This window comes from Neobacillus sp. SM06, from assembly GCF_050496765.1.
GTDB lineage: Bacteria > Bacillota > Bacilli > Bacillales > Cytobacillaceae > JAEVLT01.
The window spans coordinates 23,583-42,642 of record NZ_JBNWEO010000015.1 but is presented as its reverse complement, the minus strand read 5'-3'; the positions used below and the strand labels follow the sequence as shown (position 1 = coordinate 42,642).

The 19,060-nt window shown below is 41.1% G+C and carries 20 protein-coding genes; 2 read left to right on the top strand and 18 right to left on the bottom strand.

Annotated features, from left to right (window positions below; translation table 11 throughout):
- Positions 1 to 121 precede the first annotated feature (121 nt).
- From ACQYAD_RS09685 to ACQYAD_RS09610, 16 genes are all read right to left on the bottom strand, one after another.
- Positions 122 to 1,297 carry a hypothetical protein gene (locus ACQYAD_RS09685; protein ID WP_430237684.1) on the bottom strand — a complete coding sequence of 392 codons (1,176 nt, stop codon included), beginning with the start codon at positions 1,295 to 1,297 and terminating at the stop codon, positions 122 to 124.
- Positions 1,275 to 1,826 (bottom strand): RNA polymerase sigma factor SigX, encoded by a 552-nt coding sequence (sigX, locus tag ACQYAD_RS09680; RefSeq protein ID WP_430237682.1) that lies wholly within the window; start codon positions 1,824 to 1,826, stop codon positions 1,275 to 1,277. The genes ACQYAD_RS09685 and sigX overlap by 23 nt, the downstream gene beginning before the upstream one ends.
- 219 nt (positions 1,827 to 2,045) lie before the next feature.
- Complete coding sequence (locus ACQYAD_RS09675; RefSeq protein ID WP_430237680.1) at positions 2,046 to 3,830, bottom strand: ATP-binding protein; 1,785 nt, start codon at positions 3,828 to 3,830, stop codon at positions 2,046 to 2,048.
- Positions 3,827 to 4,543, bottom strand: coding sequence for a response regulator transcription factor (locus tag ACQYAD_RS09670; protein WP_430237678.1), 717 nt, complete (start codon positions 4,541 to 4,543; stop codon positions 3,827 to 3,829). The genes ACQYAD_RS09675 and ACQYAD_RS09670 overlap by 4 nt, the downstream gene beginning before the upstream one ends.
- Positions 4,544 to 4,766: 223 nt before the next feature.
- Positions 4,767 to 5,954, bottom strand: coding sequence for a c-type cytochrome biogenesis protein CcsB (gene ccsB / locus ACQYAD_RS09665; protein WP_430237676.1), 1,188 nt, complete (start codon positions 5,952 to 5,954; stop codon positions 4,767 to 4,769).
- Between the two features lie 13 nt (positions 5,955 to 5,967).
- Positions 5,968 to 7,590, bottom strand: a complete 1,623-nt coding sequence (gene resB / locus ACQYAD_RS09660; protein WP_430237674.1) for a cytochrome c biogenesis protein ResB — start codon at positions 7,588 to 7,590, stop codon at positions 5,968 to 5,970.
- 20 nt (positions 7,591 to 7,610) lie between these two features.
- On the bottom strand, positions 7,611 to 8,135 hold the full coding sequence (gene resA, locus ACQYAD_RS09655) for a thiol-disulfide oxidoreductase ResA (protein WP_430237672.1): 525 nt from the start codon (positions 8,133 to 8,135) through the stop codon (positions 7,611 to 7,613).
- A gap of 163 nt (positions 8,136 to 8,298) precedes the next feature.
- Complete coding sequence (gene rluB / locus ACQYAD_RS09650) at positions 8,299 to 9,030, bottom strand: 23S rRNA pseudouridine(2605) synthase RluB (RefSeq protein WP_430237670.1); 732 nt, start codon at positions 9,028 to 9,030, stop codon at positions 8,299 to 8,301.
- A 262-nt stretch (positions 9,031 to 9,292) separates the two neighbouring features.
- On the bottom strand, positions 9,293 to 9,769 hold the full coding sequence (locus ACQYAD_RS09645) for a spore maturation protein (protein WP_430238769.1): 477 nt from the start codon (positions 9,767 to 9,769) through the stop codon (positions 9,293 to 9,295).
- 65 nt (positions 9,770 to 9,834) lie between these two features.
- Positions 9,835 to 10,422, bottom strand: a complete 588-nt coding sequence (locus ACQYAD_RS09640) for a nucleoside recognition domain-containing protein (RefSeq protein ID WP_430237669.1) — start codon at positions 10,420 to 10,422, stop codon at positions 9,835 to 9,837.
- Positions 10,415 to 11,557, bottom strand: a complete 1,143-nt coding sequence (locus ACQYAD_RS09635) for a D-alanyl-D-alanine carboxypeptidase family protein (RefSeq protein WP_430237668.1) — start codon at positions 11,555 to 11,557, stop codon at positions 10,415 to 10,417. The genes ACQYAD_RS09640 and ACQYAD_RS09635 overlap by 8 nt, the downstream gene beginning before the upstream one ends.
- A gap of 102 nt (positions 11,558 to 11,659) precedes the next feature.
- Positions 11,660 to 12,553: a superoxide dismutase gene (locus ACQYAD_RS09630; protein ID WP_430237666.1), complete on the bottom strand. Its 894-nt coding sequence runs from the start codon at positions 12,551 to 12,553 to the stop codon at positions 11,660 to 11,662.
- 119 nt (positions 12,554 to 12,672) lie between these two features.
- A complete protein-coding gene (locus tag ACQYAD_RS09625) occupies positions 12,673 to 13,161 on the bottom strand; it encodes a YpuI family protein (RefSeq protein ID WP_430237665.1) in 489 nt (162 codons plus the stop codon).
- A 15-nt stretch (positions 13,162 to 13,176) separates the two neighbouring features.
- Positions 13,177 to 13,596 (bottom strand): hypothetical protein, encoded by a 420-nt coding sequence (locus ACQYAD_RS09620; RefSeq protein WP_430237664.1) that lies wholly within the window; start codon positions 13,594 to 13,596, stop codon positions 13,177 to 13,179.
- An 80-nt stretch (positions 13,597 to 13,676) separates the two neighbouring features.
- Complete coding sequence (gene scpB / locus ACQYAD_RS09615; RefSeq protein ID WP_430237661.1) at positions 13,677 to 14,264, bottom strand: SMC-Scp complex subunit ScpB; 588 nt, start codon at positions 14,262 to 14,264, stop codon at positions 13,677 to 13,679.
- Entirely contained in the window at positions 14,251 to 15,024 is a 774-nt protein-coding gene (locus ACQYAD_RS09610) for a segregation/condensation protein A (RefSeq protein WP_430238768.1), read from the bottom strand. Before ACQYAD_RS09610 ends, scpB begins: the two co-directional genes overlap by 14 nt.
- Positions 15,025 to 15,231: 207 nt before the next feature.
- On the opposite strand from ACQYAD_RS09610, the gene ACQYAD_RS09605 reads away from it, so the two are divergent.
- Together ACQYAD_RS09605 and ACQYAD_RS09600 are read left to right on the top strand one after the other, a co-directional pair.
- On the top strand, positions 15,232 to 15,324 hold the full coding sequence (locus ACQYAD_RS09605) for a YjcZ family sporulation protein (protein ID WP_430237660.1): 93 nt from the start codon (positions 15,232 to 15,234) through the stop codon (positions 15,322 to 15,324).
- Between the two features lie 101 nt (positions 15,325 to 15,425).
- Positions 15,426 to 15,956 carry a DUF309 domain-containing protein gene (locus ACQYAD_RS09600; RefSeq protein WP_430237657.1) on the top strand — a complete coding sequence of 177 codons (531 nt, stop codon included), beginning with the start codon at positions 15,426 to 15,428 and terminating at the stop codon, positions 15,954 to 15,956.
- A gap of 16 nt (positions 15,957 to 15,972) precedes the next feature.
- Here ACQYAD_RS09600 and ACQYAD_RS09595 read toward each other — a convergent pair whose 3' ends face one another.
- Both ACQYAD_RS09595 and lysA read right to left on the bottom strand, forming a co-directional pair.
- Complete coding sequence (locus ACQYAD_RS09595) at positions 15,973 to 16,332, bottom strand: GNAT family N-acetyltransferase (protein ID WP_430237656.1); 360 nt, start codon at positions 16,330 to 16,332, stop codon at positions 15,973 to 15,975.
- 1,392 nt (positions 16,333 to 17,724) lie between these two features.
- Complete coding sequence (lysA, locus tag ACQYAD_RS09590) at positions 17,725 to 19,029, bottom strand: diaminopimelate decarboxylase (protein ID WP_430237654.1); 1,305 nt, start codon at positions 19,027 to 19,029, stop codon at positions 17,725 to 17,727.
- Positions 19,030 to 19,060: the final 31 nt, after the last annotated feature.

Here is a 19,060-nt window from a genome sequence, read left to right as displayed (position 1 = left end):
AGCATACTTGATAGCATATGAATTTTTTGCGATTTTATTCAAAAAACCCCGTCAGACAATGTTGGTTTTCTTCGTATCGCCGAAATAGCATCCTAAGACATAGAAAAGACTAGCTGTTTGGCTAGTCTTCGATTTGCCGCAAGTTTGCTGCTACTGGCACATGGTTTTCTTTTGTTAAATCAAAAGGCCCAAGGTGCTTTAAATTTGGGTTTTCAAGTTTAACGCGTTCCATCCCAAAATCCTTTGCAGTAAGCAGAATCGCTTCATAGGAGTAGATCGCTTCGGCAGTATTCTTTAACGGATCGTGTCCGGAAACTGTTAGATACAAGGTTTTATTTTTCATCATAAAAAACGAAACTTTTAATCCAGGAGGAATCGATGCCCTCAGCCTTAACCGGGCATTGTCCTTACCCATTGCCTCGAAAGCTGATTTTATGTCTGGGTAACTCTTCACTGAAGGCACTAAAAACGGTACTTTTTTACCAGCAGGAAAATAGAAAAAATAGGCTCGGTTTCGTTCATGGCCGACAATCATTTCTGATTTCTTTTCGTTGTTATCAAGTAAATTTCCAGACCGGTCATTGGCAGTGATCGTAATTTTTTTCATATTGCTATTCGAGTCAACATTTCTTATCATCGCATGCACAAAGCCCGTTTCAGCATCTGATTCTAGCTTATATGGACTCGCTGCCGGGACATTGATCAATACACTGCTTGATTGTTTATCCTGCTTCAGATTGGCATGAATTGGATAATATTCTCTCAGTCCCCATTCTTGTTCACGAAGCCGCTGCATTTTTTCAGTAAAAAGCTCCAGCCGCGTTTTTCTTCCGAGATGAAGAACAACCGTTGACACAGGCACGAGTATTTTTGCTTGTTGATCGGGAATCCAATAGGTCAACACTTTGCCGCTTCCAATATCTTTTTGATAAACGGCCGTTTTTCCATCTGATACAGGAAGCCTTTCATTTGTTCCTAGCGCTTTTGCACCCATTTGGGCGAGCTGGTCATGGTCAAACGAAAGGTTGCTGAAACGAGAAGTAGCTGTGAGGGATGCAATTTTTAGATGGCTCTCGAGTTTGCTTTGATCATTATCTAAATAAGGAGCAAGGAGCAAGAACAGCAGAAAAGCTCCCAGAGCTACTGTACTTGGCAATAGCCATACGATCTTCTTGCGCCGTGTCATTTTCAGTGTAAGGCACTGGTAAATTTCCTGCTGTTTGCGCCGATCTTGAAGCTTAGGCATTTGTCTCAGCAGTGCTTCGAGCTGCTCGTCACTCCACTCCAATTTTTTCATTTAACCGCACCTCCTTTTCATCCAGCTGTTTCATCTGCTTCCTCAAAACCCCCAGCGCACGGTGTTGTGTTGTTTTCACTTTACTCTCCGTCCAACCGAGCGCTTCCGCTGTCTCTGCAATGGATAAATCATGTAAATAGCGGAGAATAATGACCATTCGCTGATCATATGTACAATGATTCAAACATTCATAAACCCATTTAAGTTCTTCTTTTTGAATAGCAATCTCATCTGGAATCGGATGTGACTCATCTTTAACTTGCTGCGCGGACCAATCGAATTTTTCCAGCAATCGTTGTTTCCAGCCTTTTTGTTTCCGGAAAAAATCAATTGCAACATTTCTTGCAATCGACAACAGCCATGTTTTTTCGCTGCTTCGCTTCTCAAAGCGATCATATGATTTCAGCACACGTATATAAACCTCTTGAACCAGATCCTCTGCATGTTCTTTGTTTCGCACCATATAAAATAAAAACTGATAAAGATCATGATGATATTGTTTGTATAATTCATCAAAAACGGAGTTCACCAATACCCCTCCCCGTTCACTCAATTAGTCGTTCTTAAAATCTAAAAAGTTTCACTATTTTAATATAGACTGTTTCCTAACATAATGGAAGGAATAAATTGGAATTTATCTAAAAAGCTGTCGTTTTACACAGACAAAACCCCATCCAAATGTTGGATAGGGTTTTAAAGAATGTTTCTTGTGAATCAAGAAAAATCGCTACAATTATCGTTTTTTTGCCTATTTTCGCGGTATAAAGAAGGAAAATGTCGTTCCATGGTCAACTTTGCTCTGTACGGAAATATGGCCTCGTTGTGCTTCGATGATGTTTTTGGCAATTGCCAGCCCGAGTCCAGTTCCGGCTCTGCCACGTGTTCGTGCTTTGTCTGCTTTATAAAAGCGCTCGAAAACAAAGGGTAAATCTTCCTCTGGAATGCCAGAACCCGAATCTTCCACTTCGATCGTAATTCCTTTTTCCTCTGGAATAATTCTTAACAACACCTTTCCATCTTTCGGAGTATGCCGGAATGCGTTATCGATTAGATTTGTCAGCACTTGTTCAATCCGATCAGGATCAAATGAAAAATGGCTGATTTCCCCAACAACTTGCACGCCAAAAAAGATTCCATTATCTTTTGCCATTCCTTGGAATTTACGAACGATGCGATTGAAAAAAGAAGTAAGATCGACCTCTTCAATTGTTAAATGAATATGGCCTGATTCCATCCGTGCCAGATCAAGAAGCTCATTCACTAGACGGCCCATTCTAAGTGATTCATCATAAATAACTCGCGCCATCTCTTTCTTTTCTTCTTCCGTTTCTGCAATATCATCCACGATGGCCTCGCTATATCCTTGAAGCATGGATATCGGGGTCCGCAGTTCATGCGATACATTTGCAATAAAGTCTTTCCTCAGCTTGTCCAGCTTTCGTTCTTCTGTCATATCCCTCACAACAGCAACTGCACCACGAATAAATTGGTTGCTGTAAAGAGGACTGACAAGAATGACCCAATGCCTTCCTTGCAAGGAAATTTCTCCGATTTGCTCCTTCTCTGTGTTAACGGCTAACTGAAATAAATCCATTACTCTTGATGGGATCGCTTCCGTATTGGAACTCGAATTTCCTTTTTCATAATACCAGTATTGAAGGAAACGATCGGCCGGAGGATTGGTAATTAAGATGGTGCCATCGCGATTAAAGGTAATCACTCCATCGGCCATGCTGCTTAAAATACTTGCCAGCTGCTCTTTCTCTTGACTAAGTGCATTCATATTATATTTTAGCTGCCTGCCCATCTGATTAAAGGCCGTTGCTAATTCGCCAATTTCATCACGGGATAGAATCGGGACTTTTGTATCAAATTTCCCTCTTGCCACCTCAAAAGCAGCTTCCCGCATTTTGCGAAGCGGCGCCGTAATCCTGGTTGATAAGAAGAAGGCAAAAATGGTCGTTAAAATAATGGCTACACCAGCAGCGAGAAGAATAAAATTAGTTGTGGTCCGGGTTGTTTCTTTCATGACCTTCATCGATTGGTAAATAAAGACCGCTCCCTTTTTACCATTGGACAGATCAAGCGGAACCCCAATAATCGAGTAACTTGATATATCTTTTTTGGATAATGGGGAAGTGGAAAGGGCAGTGATTTTTTCGACTGTTTTGTGTTGTTTTAAAACTTTGGCCAGTTCCTTATCTTTTCGTATATCATCAATCGTAAGCAATTTCGTGTTCGTTTTACTTGGGGAATAGTAGATCTCTTGATCACTTTTAACGACAACGACTTTTGTAACATCGTCGATAATTTGCCATGACACTTCCAGTCCGAGAGAAAAATTATCCTTTTCATGTTCTTCAAGGACATGGGCAATTTTTTCCGCTGTTATTTCAAGATTTTTTTTAGTCAAATCAATATTGTAATTATTAAAATACTCAAGCAACATCACGGTTAAAATGAAAAGTACGAAAGATACTAATAAAAGAATGGTAAACCAAAGTTTACCAACAACGCTTCGTAATAAGATCATTCATTTACAACCTCAAACTTGTAGCCAACGCCCCAAACCGTTACAATCATTCTCGCTGCTTGTTCTGATACTTTATTTAATTTTTCGCGAAGGCGCTTGACATGCGTATCAACTGTGCGCAGATCGCCAAAAAATTCATAATGCCATACTTCTTTTAACAATTGTTCGCGATCAAACACCTTGTCAGGCGCTTTTGAAAGGAAATAAAGCAGTTCGTATTCTTTTGGTGTTAGACTCACTTCAATCCCGTCTGCTGTCACTCGATGTGCATCGTTATCAATTGTTAAATGCGGAAAAACGATGACATCTTTCGTGGTTGTTTCGGTTTGCAAATAGGTTGTTTGGGATGACCTCCGCAAAAGTGCTTTAACCCGAAGGACAACTTCACGCGGACTAAATGGTTTTACAATATAATCATCGGTTCCAACTTCAAATCCTTGAACCCGATTGACTTCCTCACCCTTAGCCGTCAACATGATAACAGGTGTTGCCTTCTTTTCTCTTAACTCCCGGCAAACTTCTATTCCGTCTTTTCCGGGCATCATTAAATCCAATAAAATAACATCGTAATCATTGGCAATTGCCTTCGATAACGCTTCGTTTCCGTCCTCTGCTTCATCAATGGAATATTCTTCACGCTCTAAATACATTTTTAATAAACGGCGAATTCGTTCTTCATCATCCACCACTAAAATTTTCACTTCTTTTTCCATTAATAAATCCCCCCATAGTGTTTATTTTACAAAAAGGCTAGCTGTTTTGCTATGGTTTTCAAGGAATAGCACATGAAAAAAGTATTTATGTTTTCACAAAAATGTTACATTCTAAACAATATTTTGTGTTAAAAATGTGAAAAATAGTTGACAAAATAAAAACATAAGAAAAACCCTTACCTTTTAGGTGAGGGTTGGGAGAGAAATGATTTATAATTGTTTGTTAGGAACCTGCATAGGAGTGGAGACCGGCAATGACCAAATTTACAGCAATCAGATTAAACATGATGATTCCAAAACCGATCACAGCCAACCAAGCGGATTTTTCTCCATGCCAGCCTTTTGAGAGCCGGAGATGCAAAAATGCAGCATAGAAAAGCCATGTGATCAGTGCCCAAACTTCTTTCGGATCCCAGCCCCAGAAACGGGTCCAGGCAACTTGTGCCCAAATCATCGCAAAAATAATGGCACCTAGCGTAAAAACAGGAAAACCAATGAGGACCGATCGATAACTGATTTCATCGACAAACTCGAGTTTTATATTTTTCACGAACGGTTGCAACGCGGCGGCAATCCGTTTTCTCAATAGAAGGCGCAAAAGTGTGTAAATGATCACTCCGCCGATGAAAGACCAAATAACGGTGTTCATTTTCTTTGCATTGACAATTGCCGGTGTTTCAACCAAAGGCTTAAATTTACCTGCTGTTGCCAGTTCATATTTGTTGGGACCCACCAGTGCCGGCATCGTGTATTCGACCGTTGCCGAGGCATTATTTTTATCCACCCAATTAAACTTCTCACTGTAGCCCATCCCCGCAAAAGCGGAAGAAACAGCGACAAAGCCAATTGTCATCACTAGACCAAACAAAATCACCTCAAGCCAAAAAGTACGCATGCTTGCCTTTGATTGGTCAATTGCTTTTACTAGGTAGATTAATCCGGCGGCAAAACTAATGGCAAGGATGGCTTCGCCCATTGCCGCCGTCGTTACGTGAATTTTCAGCCAGTCGCTTTGCAGAGCAGGAATTAACGGTGTAATTTCCCGGGGGAACATACTCGCATAGGCAATGACCAGGACGGCCACTGGCATGGTGAACAAGCCGAGAAGCGGTGTGTGGTAGATAAAATTGATCACAATAAAGGCACCGACTAATGCCATTCCGAAAAAAGTAGTAAATTCGAATAAATTGCTGACAGGTGCATGGCCCGCCGCAATCCATCTTGTGATAAAATAGCCCAATTGAGAAAGGAAGCCGATAAACGTAAGAATTTCGGCTATTCTTGCCCAACGGTTCAATCCTTTCTGATCATCCATTCCTTTTTTCCCTTTGATTGCCCCGCCAAAAAATAAAATTGCTACTAAATACAGAATAAAAGCAAAATAAAGTAAATTACTGCTGATTGCAACCAAACTGATAACCCCCTTACCCGTTGTTCTTATTTTCCAGTTGATCCTCTGGCATCGACAAATACGTCCCTTCCATCAGCATTTCAATTTCCCGTTTTAAACCGTACCAGTTTTTATTTGTGTGGGCTGCGATCCATGTCTCCCCATTTTTCCGCTGGATCCAGATGCGCCGATGATTCCAATAAGCACCTTGAATGACACCAAACATAAAAAGAATGCCGCCTAAAATAATCACCCACAAAGTGGAATCTTTACGTAGAGTCAGCCCGGATACATTTTTTGTTTCAACACCTTTAAATTTCATCTTGTATTCATTATCACCAAATGGTTCAATCGTTTGGCGAATCGCGACAAAGCTTGTTTCTCCTTTTGGCTTATCTGGTGCGGTCATGCGAAAAACAAATGCGGGGTTATTTGGCACTTTTGATTTTGTCGTCGGTTCGTTTTTATCCGAAAACTCGAAATCCGGGAAATAGCCCAATATTTCAACTGTATATCCATTACCTAAATCATATTTTGATTTCGGGTCATTTAAATCAATTGTCAAATCACCAAACTCTTGATTGGATTTTTTGTTGAGAAGGGAAAATGTCATTTTGTTCAGTTCATTAAGTTTGTAGTCTACTTGATAAATTGAGTAGCCATTAAACGATAGAGGCTGATTGACACGGATCTTGTATTCCTTTACTTTTTTCAGCTTTGGCGTCTCACCTGCAATCGTATTCCCGGCCTTTTTGTAAAGAATGACATTCGATTGATAATTCTTCGGGACATTTCCGGCACGTTCAATTGCTGCCCCAAATTGCTGATCTTTGTTCTTGTCATAGACTTGTAGAATAAATTTTTTATTCATAAGATAGTATTGATCCTTTGTTTCCGGTATAACTTTCGTTTCCCCTTCACGTATCCACATCACTTTATCCACATACATCCCCGGAATAAATCGCAACATGCCGCCAATTAAAAAAACAATCAATCCAATATGATTGACATATGGTCCCCAGCGGGAAAACCGCCCCTTTTCGGCTAATAGATCGCCATTTTCTTCCCGCACGCGATAATGCCTTGCCTTCAACCGTTCTCGTACCATCTCAAGATCCTTGTTTGAAACAGTGTCTCCGGCGATTCCAAAAAGCCGCTGCCGCTTAAGAAACCCTTCATGACGCGTCACTCCTTGTGCTTTTAATGCTTTATAAAGCGGAATCACTCTGTCAAGGCTGCAGATCACTAAGGAAATTCCGATCAAGGCAATTAGCAGCAAATACCACCAGGAACTATAAAGATTATTAAACCCCAATTGATAATACAGTTTTCCTATCCAGCCATACTGCTGCTGATAGAACTCGTTGGCAGGCACTGTTGGCGGTATGTACATTTCTTGTGGAAGGATTGTACCAATTGCAGAAGCAATTAATGTAATGACAATAAGCCAAACCCCAACTTTAACGGAAGAAAAGAAGTTCCAAATCTTATCGATGATGGTTTTTTGATAGGTTTGCGACCTTCTAGCACTGCCTTCATAGCGCATATCGATGACTTGTTTGCCATGCGCTTGTTCCTCCATTATTTTCCCGCACGCTTCACAGAAAACGGTTCCATGCGGATTGACATGGCCACATTCGCATTTTACATCCTTCATTCAAAAAACTCCCAACATTGTTAAGGTTTGATTTCATTCATCAATTTTCTGACTGTTTCTTCCGTCATCTGCCCGGTAAAATACCTGACCAATTTCCCGTTTTTATCTAGTAAAAAAGTCGCAGGAAGCGGGTCAATTCCATAAGCGGTTTGCACCTGAGCTTCATTATCGATAACGATCGGGAAGTCAAGCTGATGCCGCTGGACAAATTTGTTCACTGCCAGCTTGGATTCGCCAACATTTACAGCCAAAACCTGTACTCCTTTGTCCTTAAATTGATGATATTGGTTGTTTATATAAGGCATTTCAATTTCACAAGGCTTGCACCATGTTGCCCAAAAATTTAAAAACACCCCTTGCCCCTTATAATCAGATAAGCGATGCTTTTGCCCCTGCATATCGGTTAACACAAAATCGGGCGCTTGTTCACCGATGGCGATTTTCGTTTGTTGATCCTTCGTGAAATTGGCGTACAATGTGTAACCAACTGCACCAATTAAAAGAAGTAAAATCACAGACCGGACAACCAACCGCTTTCTTTTCATAGTTCCCCCCACAGTAATGAATTGTTCTTTCATCATTTTTTAGTTCGAAATGACTCATGAATTTCCCATTATTTTTAAAAAAGAAAAGTTTGATTTATTTAAATTATATCACTTTTCAATAAATTCATAGTGAAAATAATAAAAGAAATGAGCGAAAAAATTTCTATTTTTTTGGCGTCTTCATCGCTAAGGCGCGAAGCTGCTTAACCTCATGGGGAGTCAGTTCCCGAGCTTCGCCAGCATTAAGGCCTGTTAAGGCTAAAAAACCATATCGCTCTCGCTTTAGCTTCATCACCTGATGCCCAATTGCCTCAAACATTCTCCTTATTTGGCGGTTCCGGCCTTCATGGATCGTAATTTCAACAATGGACGTTTGCTTTTTTCGATCAACCGAGAGCAGTTTTACTTTAGCAGGAGCTGTTTTTCCGTCCTCTAAACGAATGCCGCGCTCCAACTTTCGCAAATTCTCTCTTGTCGGTATGCCCTTAATTTTTGCGACATACAATTTTTCAATTTCGCCGCTTGGGTGCATAAGCAAATTCGCAAATTCCCCATCATTTGTTACGATCAGCAGGCCGGAAGTGTCGTAATCCAATCGGCCGACTGGATAAATTCTCGCATTTACTTCAGGGAAAAAATCGGTCACCACTTTTCTCCCTTTTTCATCACGTACACTCGAGATCACTCCGCGCGGTTTATACAGCAGAAAATACACCGGTTCTTCTCTTTCTATTTGTATTTCATTTACTTCCACTTTATCCGATGCTCCGACCTTTACGCCAAGCTCGGTTACAACTTTTCCATTAACCTTTACTTTGCCGTCTTTAATTAACTCTTCTGATTTTCTTCTTGACGCAATCCCGGCTCTTGCGATCACTTTCTGTAATCTTTCCATTCTATAATTCCACCTCAATCAATCTGATTCAGCATGCCAGCTGGTTTATCGTTTTGCTCTTCTTTTACCATTGTTTCACTTACTTGCCATTCAAGGAATTCATTCACTTCTTTATGAATTATGCCATAATTGACCCGCTTTTCAAAGCAATGATCTTTTCTCGGGAAAGATATCTGCCAATCTGCACGCAGCCAGTTTTCAGGCTCTTCTTTATAAATCCATGAAAAAGCGCCATCCGAAGAGCAGGATGACGCTGTGCTATTTATTTCGTTCCGAAAAGGAATGCAACTACGGCGATGGAAACAATGATCCCGACTACATCTGCCAAAAGCCCGACCTTTAAGGCATCACTCATTTTTTTGACTCCAACTGCGCCAAAATATACAGTTAAAACATAAAACGTCGTATCCGTACTCCCTTGTAAAACAGAAACAAGCCGGCCAATAAACGTATCCGGGCCATGGGTCGCAATTAAATCACTTGTCATGCCAAGTGCGGCTGTTCCGGAAATCGGGCGAATCAAGGCAAGCGGGACTATTTCTGCCGGTATTCCGAACCTGTCGGTTAGCGGACGAATCCAATTCATTAAGGCTTCTAATGCCCCGGATGCACGAAAGACGGAAATCGCTACAAGCATTCCAACAAGAAAAGGAATAATCGAGATCGCAATTTTGATCCCCTCTTTGCCTCCTTCGACAAACGTTTCATACGTCGGAACACGCTTAAAAGTGCCATAGATTAAAATAAACCCGATGAGAACCGGAATAAACGCAAGAGATAGATACGATACGATTTCCATGTGAATCATCCTTTGCGGCTTCTTCGATAATAAAAATAGCGATCAATTAAAATGGCTCCTATTGCTGATAGGATCGTAGCAATGAATGTTGGAAACACGATTTCCGTTGGTGAAGATGAATGGTACTGCATTCTGATTGCGATGACTGTTGTGGGAATGATTGTAATGCTCGCAGTATTGATGGCTAAAAAGGTAACCATTGACCTGCTCGCAGTTATGTCGCCTCCATTTAATTCCTGCAATTGCTCCATCGCTTTTATCCCAAGTGGTGTCGCCGCATTTCCCAGCCCGAACATGTTGGCAATCATATTGGATAAAATATACCCCAATGCGGGGTGTTCTGCAGGGACTTCCGGGAAAAGCCGTCTGACGAGAGGACGAAAAACTTTAGCCAGGGCGTTTAGCAGCCCTGCTTGTTCGGCAATTCGCATCATCCCTAACCAAAAAACGAGAATGCTAATCAAACCAATTGAAAGGGTGACTGCTTCACTTGCTCCCGTAAAAATCGCCTTATTGATCTCATCCATTGTTCCATTGATCATTCCAAATACAATACCAACAACTGTTAAAATCACCCAAATATAATTAACCATCCGTTTTCACACCTAAAATTGCCAGAAACATTTCTTTCATAAAAGAGAACAAGCCTTTTCTTTCTTTTCTGGGCTGCTTGCTTTGAAAGTATATCGGTTCCTCATCAATTAATTTGTCATCCAGGAAAATCATTGCCTTACCTGCAACGGTTTCCGTCTTGGCCAATGGAGGCTTTTTCAGTCTGTATTCGACCCTGAACAAATCCATCTCCTTTGCTGTTGCCGGATAATCATAAGCCTTTTTCAAATACAAACGGCCGTTGTACGAATTCTTTTTCCCGGTATCAATATCCCCTTTTGGAAGGACTTCCGCCATATCAAAATTTTTAAAGCCATTCTCATACATTGCAATATGGTCGTTCCAATCATCTGGATCATTAAGTGTGACGGCGATTAATGACATATCGCCCTTTGCAGCTGTTGAAACAAGCGTACGCTTCGCCAATTTTGTAAATCCTGTTTTTCCGCCGGTGGTGTAGCGGTACATTGTCAGCAGCCGATTTTTATTTTTCCAGATTCGATCCCAATTCTCAGTAGGATTTGGAGCCCGGTACTCCTTTGTCCCGGCTATTTGCCGGTAGGTCTTATTGTCCATTGCATATCTAGTTAGCAATGCCATATCATATGCAGTTGAATAATGGTTTTTTGAATCATCAAGTCCGTGTGGGTTTGCAAAATGGGTGTTCAGCATTCCAATTTCCCGGGCTCGCTCGTTCATCATATACACAAAGCCCTCTACACTCCCGCCAACAGCCTCAGCAATAGCGACAGCCGCATCGTTTCCCGATCTCATCATCAGCCCATAGACTAAATCTTTTAACTTTATTTTTTCCCCCGGCTTTAAATAGACAGAGGATCCTTCTGTCCTTGTTGCCTGTTCACTTACTGTAACGTACTGATTCATTTTCCCTGATTCAATTGCAAGGATTGCTGTCATGATCTTTGTTATGCTAGCAATTCTTCTCTTTGTATACGCATCTTTTTCAAAAAGAATCCGGCCTGATTTCTGTTCCATTAAAATAGCGCTTTGCGCATTTACACTCATCGAAACAGCTGCCTCAGCCTTTTTTGGAATATTCGCGATGAAGAAGATGAACACGAGGGAAAAAATGATCAATCTTCGGTTCATGTTCATTATGCAACCCCGTCTCTTTGATTAGTTTGTACAAGTTTATGCTGGACAAGGGTCATTATGACAGAAAAAAGCAGAATAAAGGGGGAGGAATTTTTTTTACGATTAATAGGCTTGCCATTTTAATTCAGATGCCTGCTCAAAGCGTCTTTCAACCTCGCTCCAGTTAACGATTTTCCACCAATTTTCGACATATTCCTCCCGCTTTTGTTTATACTGCAATGAATAGGCATGTTCCCATACATCGGCTGCTAGCAGTGGAATCGTATCCCACTGCGCATAGTGGGTATTTTCTTGAGTTTGCACGATTTCCAAATGCCTTGCCCTTGGCGACCATACGAGCAGTGCCCACCCATTCCCCTCTACTTGAATCGCCGCTTCTGTAAAGTGTTTCTTAAAAGCAGCAAAACTGCCAAAATAGCTTTCGATTTCTTTTAATAGCCGGCCGTTCGGTTTTCCTCCACCAGCGGGCGATAAATTGTTCCAAAATAGCATATGCAAATAATGTCCTGAGCCATGAAAGGACAGCTCACGCGACCAATGTTTGAGTAAACGGTAATCATTCGTTTCTCTTGCTTTTTTCAGCTGCAGTTCAGCTCTATTTAATTCATCTACATGTACAAGGTGATGGTGTTGATGATGCAGTTTCATCATTTGCTCTGAAAAATAGGGTTCAAGTGCAGAGTATTCATACGGTAAATTTGGAAGCCTATGGCTGCCTGGCGAGAGAACCGTCCCAACCACCCATATATTTCCTGCGTCTTGTTTTCTTGTGAAATATCCTTCCATTTCTGCTTGGATTACCTCTGCTTTTGCTTGCAGCTCCAACAGATCCTGATCGGTCATTGGTTGATTGAGGTTCTCCATTACTTCGGTAAACCCATCCAGCTTTCCCCAAAGTTCTGCTGAATCTTTTCGCGCATTCTCTGTTTCAAGGAATTTCTTCATCTCCTCATTCCATTGAAACAGATCGTGGACATACTTGCTAAAACGGTCCAAGGGAACTTCCCCCTCTCGTCTTTTGATTAGTAAAGGGTATGAAAAACTCGCAACAATATTCTTTTTAAACAGAACAAAAAGAGGCCGCCTTTTTTCATTGGGCAAGCCTCTTTGAACTCTTATTTTGATTGAATAATTTTTGTGCGGTAGTCCGTTTCGTAAAACTCCAAGTCCTCACGAATTCGCTGAAATTCCCCTTCAAGCCCTTTGACTAGCTGACGAAGATCCTCCGGTACACCTTTGTAAAACTTGATTGAATTTCTACCTGTATAGGCCGAACGGCTGTCTTCATACCAAGCATCGTTTTTTGGCGAGAAAAATTCTACGATACATTGATGATAGATTCGATAAAGCGTTTTTTCTGCAGCCGCTTTTTGAAATGGCTCGCTTTGCAAAATCACTTTACATGCATCAAGACTTTCCTCACTATAGACGAGCAGCTTGCGTAAATTGGAAAGAACCACTTTTAAATAGTTTCGATCTTCTGCTTCTTCATTGTGAAGCTTGCTGAGGGTTGTCTCGTTTAAAAAATCTTCAAGCGTCTTAATCGTATTCGTTAAAAACGAATCCACTTCATTTAGCTGTGTTTTTACCAGTGTGTTTCCCATCATCAACACCCCCAATTAATTTGGCTGTAAAATAAACTCAAGCGGAGATCGGAGTTTGTAGCTTTGATTTTGCTTCAATGCTTGAAATACGTCAGCAATCTTTTCCACGTTCACATTCTTAAAATAGGCGGCAAACTCTTGCTGATCATTTACATAAACCCGTTTTCTCTGCCGCAAACTTGGATTTTTCAGCAGACAGACAAGGGCAACAATTTCTTTAAAATAAACGGGGTTTTCTCCTGCTGAAAAAACAGGGTCTTGCTGAAATGGGGTGAATTCTGTAAAAATTTCATCAAAATACCTTACGTACAGCACATGCAAGGTTTTTTCCACACCATCATCAATATATGTGATTTCGCTTCTATTAAAAAAATCCTCAGAAGTATTTGATTTTTCTTTTTCCAGCTCATATCCCGAACATTGAATAATTTCCAACTTTCCCCTCTCCTTATCGACAATTTACAATGAAACCGCATCTCTATTTTACCACAAAAGGAGAATTAATGTTTTGAAAATTAAGAGTTGATGGATTCCTGAAACTTCTCGAAAAAGAGATCCGCTTCTTCCTGTACAAATTCCTCTTGGACTTTTTCCGGTAATGGAGGAAGTTCTTTCAGGCTCCGCAACCCAAAATAATCCAGGAACTCTTTCGTTGTTCCATATAAATATGCCCTTCCGGCACCTTCTGCCCGGCCAACTTCCTTGATTAACGCTTTGGACATGAGCGTCTGCAGCGGACGTTCTGTTTTTACACCGCGAATTTCTTCAATTTCAGCCCGGGTAATCGGTTGTTTGTATGCAATAATCGCAAGCGTTTCAAGTGATGCCTGCGAAAGAGTCGTTGTGCTTGGCGAGTCAACTAAACGCTTTAAATAGTCAGCATGTTCTTTCTTGGTAGCGAGCTGGAACGTTCCTGCCAATTCAACAATTGTCAATCCCCGCTTCGCATCCTGCTCATATTCCTGCCGCAAACTTTCAATAATATTTCTTGCAATTGGCTCGTCAACCTCCAGCACTTCAACAATTTGTTTCAACGAGAGTCCCTCATCGCCCGCTGCAAATAATAAGCTTTCAAGGATACTGCTCCAATTAATAATTTCCAACCATTGTTTCTCCTTCCACTACAGCTTCAATATAAATTTCGCTAAAATTCGCTTCTTGAGTCACATCAATTTCCTTTCTTTTGATTAATTCAAGAATCGCAAGAAAAGTAACGACAATTTGATCTTTTTCCGGATGCGGAAATAACTCGGTAAAGTTTTTCCGCCCCTTTATTCCTGTTAACTCACTCATAATTTCGCTCATTCGTTTTTCAATCGAAATTTCTTGGCGGGTTATTTTTGTTGTGAGCGGGCGCTGTAATTTTTTGCGGCGCAACAATTTTTGAAAAGCTGCCAGCATATCATACAACGTAACGTTCAGCTCGGTTTTCTCCGGTTCGATTTCCTGCGCATAGACGGAAAGATCACTCGGAGGCTTTGTGTACATTAAGCCACGCTCTTCTTCCATTTGTTTAAGGCCATGTGCCGCCTCTTTAAATTTGCGGTATTCGAGGAGCTGTTCGACCAGTTCTTCCCGTGGATCCCCATCTAGTTCAAATTCATGGTGATCGTCATCAAGCAGTTCTTCCTCTTGCTTCGGCAGCAGCATTTTGCTTTTAATTGCAAGCAAAGTGGCTGCCATAACGAGAAATTCACTCGCCAAATCAAGCTGCAGCTCTTTCATTGTTTTAATATACATGAAATATTGTTCTGTAATCTGAGCTACCGGGATATCATAAATATCTATTTCCAGGCGATTGATTAAATGAAGGAGCAAGTCAAGCGGCCCTTCAAATGCATCAATCTTTACGCTATATTGCATCATTTCTCACCAAAATTCCATCATTTATCGCATTTATGTCTTCGTATGACTATTAATAGTATAGAGGATTCAAATACGTTATCCAATAGAAAAATCAACCTGCAGCGCCGCAGGATGACGAAAACAGGTGATTTGCCCATAACATATTTGAAAACCGCAACATATGATGGGAGGGAAAAGAAATTAAATCAATAGGAGGTATTTCACATGGCTGATGGCGTTGGATTTGGCGGCGGATTCGCGTTAATTGTTGTTTTATTCATTTTGTTAATTATCGTTGGTGCTGCTTGGATTTACTAAGAATGCAGAAGAACCCGTCAAGCAAGGCGGGTTCTTCGCATTTGTTCATCTCGTTTTTAACAAAACGTATGGTAAACTATACGTAATCAACAAATCCGGGGGTGTTTTTCCTGTACCCAAAAGAATACATTGAATACTTAGTTCATTTTCATGGAAGCCGGGATTACTTTGAATGCCATGAAATTCTTGAAGATTATTGGAAACGGATTGATGCCGCAAACAAGGAGTCAATCTGGGTCGGTTTTATTCAATTGGCTGTTTCCTGCTATCACCACCGCCGTGGTAATTTTGCCGGTGCCCAAAAAACGCTGGCAAAAGCAAAACGTATTTTTTCACAGCAGGAGCAAAACCTTCTTAACCTTGGAATGGATCCAGACGAGATGGCCGCGATACTCGAACAGCTTCGCGACAGAATCGATCATCACAATCCATATAAAAGTTTCCGCTTGCCGGTTTGGGATCCTATTTTAATGGATGAATGTCAAAGGGCAGCCGATCTTCACGGATTCGATATGAAACAAACGAGTGACGTAACGGATGAGAAAATTGTTCACCGCCATCGGTTGCGCGATCGAACATGGGTGATCCGTGCTCGAAAGGAAGCTCTCAAAAAGAAAAGGGGCAGCGAGTAAGTCATTCGCTGCCGCCTCATTCTCCTGGATCACAATGTTCACATTTTTCCACAAAAGCTGCTGTTTCCACAGTAGCGGTTATTTCTTTTTCCGGATACATTTCTTGCAGAGCTTTTACCATTCTTTTCCCAATCCCTTGCTGCCGATGCGATGGATTAACCGAAATATGCTGAATTTGCAGTTGGCCTGCACCCATAAATTGAACCCCAATTAAGCCGATAATGTCTTCTTCTTTCCACAGAAAGAGTTGCCAATTTTCCTCTGTTTCATACTGTTTCATTGTTTGCTGCAATTTCTTTAAATCCTTTTCATTTGGCATAAAGGACAATAAACCCATTGCAATTTTTTCAAATGTCTTCTTATAGCGAATTAACATATAGACCCCTCATTATTTGAATAGCCAATATTTTCGTTTCTTTAGTGTATGTAAATTTTCGAATTGTGCGCTCCACACCATCATACATAATTCTTCACCATTCAGCAATCCTCTTGAGGATTCTTACGACCTTTAAACATCATTCTACACTATTTTATTGATTTTTTCCATTTCTCATAAGTTGTAAGCTTCCTTCCTATTCAGTTTCAACTATAAACCTTTCGGGAAAAAAGGTTAAGTTGTTTTTATAGAAAGTTGCTTCTTCTTTCGTTTTCAAGCCGAATTTCTTCATAAAAAAAGGATAAATGCCAGTTTATAGGCGTATTATCCTTCTTTATAATATCTGAATTTATATGTTGACCCTTTTTAACGATTGCCGGAAGACTAAGACATGGAGTCCAATATTCTGAAACGAATCTTTTTGACCAAAATCATGAATCTGTGACATGAAAAGAATTTATTCTATTAGTAGGGTGTTTCGTGGTTGACTGTTTGATTTCCGCTCCAAAAAGTGAGCGGAACCAACCATAAGTAAAATGAGAGTGATTCTTTATCAAATTTCTACGATACTAAATTTTTTGGATTGCCAAATAGGCATGTATCAGGTCTTTTCAGGCTATTCACATGCATGGTTTAGGTTAAAAATGAGAGATATACTTGCGTAAATGTCTTCTATGTACTCCAACTTCAACGATTTCAATCTTGCATGCTACACCATTTTGTATAACAGTCTCACTTCTTCTGCGAAATATTTTTTCAACGGAGACTCCTTAGCCTTTGTGTTTCTTGAACAACATAAGATATGCAAAAATAGGGTTATAGCCGTCGTCACCTTTGTAAGTACGGCTAACGCCTTTCTTCTTGGTATTACAGTTATCAAATGACGAGCTTCGAATGAGAATCTGGAGCCAAGGAATAAAGAGTCAAACTGGTAAAGACCCGATGGCCTGATCAATTTGCTTATGTTACTAAGAGCACAAGGGATGATTGCGTATTTCATCATTGCCAAAGCAATGCGAATAAGGAAAAAAGTGTTCCGCAAAGGAGTACAAACGATCTGATGTCCTCTAGCAAAAGATTGCTTCGAATCCTAGGGTTCATTCGTTTATGGCATCCTGTTGATTGGAGCGGAAGGCGCCGACTCCTGGGGGATTAGCGTTACAGGCGAGACCCCGCAGGACATTGAATAAGCTTCCTAGAAATAACATCGCACGAAGGAAATGCGGATGCATTTTCGAGGAGCGTTAGCGACGAGGAGGCTCAGGCGTTCTGCCCCCCGGAAAGCGAGTGCCTGGAGCGGAAATCAACAGACTTCGTTTATCCGCCAAACTAAAAGGGACCGGGCGGTTTTTGCCCGGTTTTTCTTAGTTTACACACTATCAATGCTTTCTATTATTTTAATGAAACGTCCAGTCGGACAAGGTCCTCGTATGTTTCTCTTTTTACAACAAGTCTGGCTTCGCCCTTTTCGACGAAGACGACTGCAGGGCGCGGTAGGCGGTTGTAGTTATTTGCCATTGAATAACCGTAGGCACCTGTGCAAAAAACAGCAAGAAGGTCTTCCTGCTCAGCAGCAGGCAGCGGTAAATCCCAAATCAGCATATCCCCGGATTCACAGCATTTCCCCGCAATTGAAACTGTTTCTTTTGACTCCGCTAATGGGCGGTTGGCCAGAACCGCTTCATATTTCGCCTGATACAGTGCCGGGCGGATGTTGTCACTCATTCCGCCGTCAACAGCCACATACTTTCTGACATTGGGAACTTCTTTTTGCGAACCTACTTTGTAAAGAGTGGTTCCTGCATCCCCAACTAGCGAGCGTCCGGGTTCAATCCAAATTTCCGGCAGTTTCATTGAGTAGAGGTCGGACCATTTTTTTACGTCGCGAATAATTTCAGTAACATATTGCGCAGGAGCAAGCGGTTCATCCTCTTTTGTATACCGGATGCCAAAGCCGCCGCCTAAATTTAATACTTTCGCTTCAAACGAAAGCTTCTGCTTCCACTCATGCAGCTTTTCGAAGACCTTTTCTGCCGCCAGTAAAAAGCCTGTCGTTTCAAAAATTTGCGATCCAATATGACAATGAATCCCTAAAACCTCAAATGATGGAAATAAAAGTACCTGTTGTAGGGCTTCTTCCGCCTGACCGTTTTGCAGATCAAAGCCAAACTTCGAATCTTCCTGTCCTGTTAAAATATAATCATGGGTATGGGCCTCAATGCCAGGGGTAACTCTTAATAAAATTTTCACAGTAGTATTTTTTTCCAAACAAAGCGATTTCAGCAGCTGCAGTTCGGTGAAATTATCAACAACTATACAGCCAATCTCATGATCTAAAGCCATCGCTAACTCTTCGCGGCTTTTATTATTGCCGTGAAAATGGATGCGTTCAACCGGGAATCCCGCCGTCAGCGCCGTATAAAGTTCACCGCCTGAAACAACATCAAGTGATAATCCTTCCTCCTCAGCAAGCTGTACCATCGCAATGGTTGAAAATGCCTTGCTGGCGTAAGCAACTTGAGCAGTGACATTTTGCTCGATAAACGCTTGTTTAAACCCTCTTGCCCTTTCGCGGATCAATGCTACATCATATACGTAAAGCGGTGTTCCATATTGCTCTGCCAGTTGAACCGTATCAACGCCGCCTATTTCCAAATGTCCATTTTGGTTGATTTTTGTCGTTCCATACAAATACATTGCTTTCCCTCTCTTTTCAATAAACAAATAG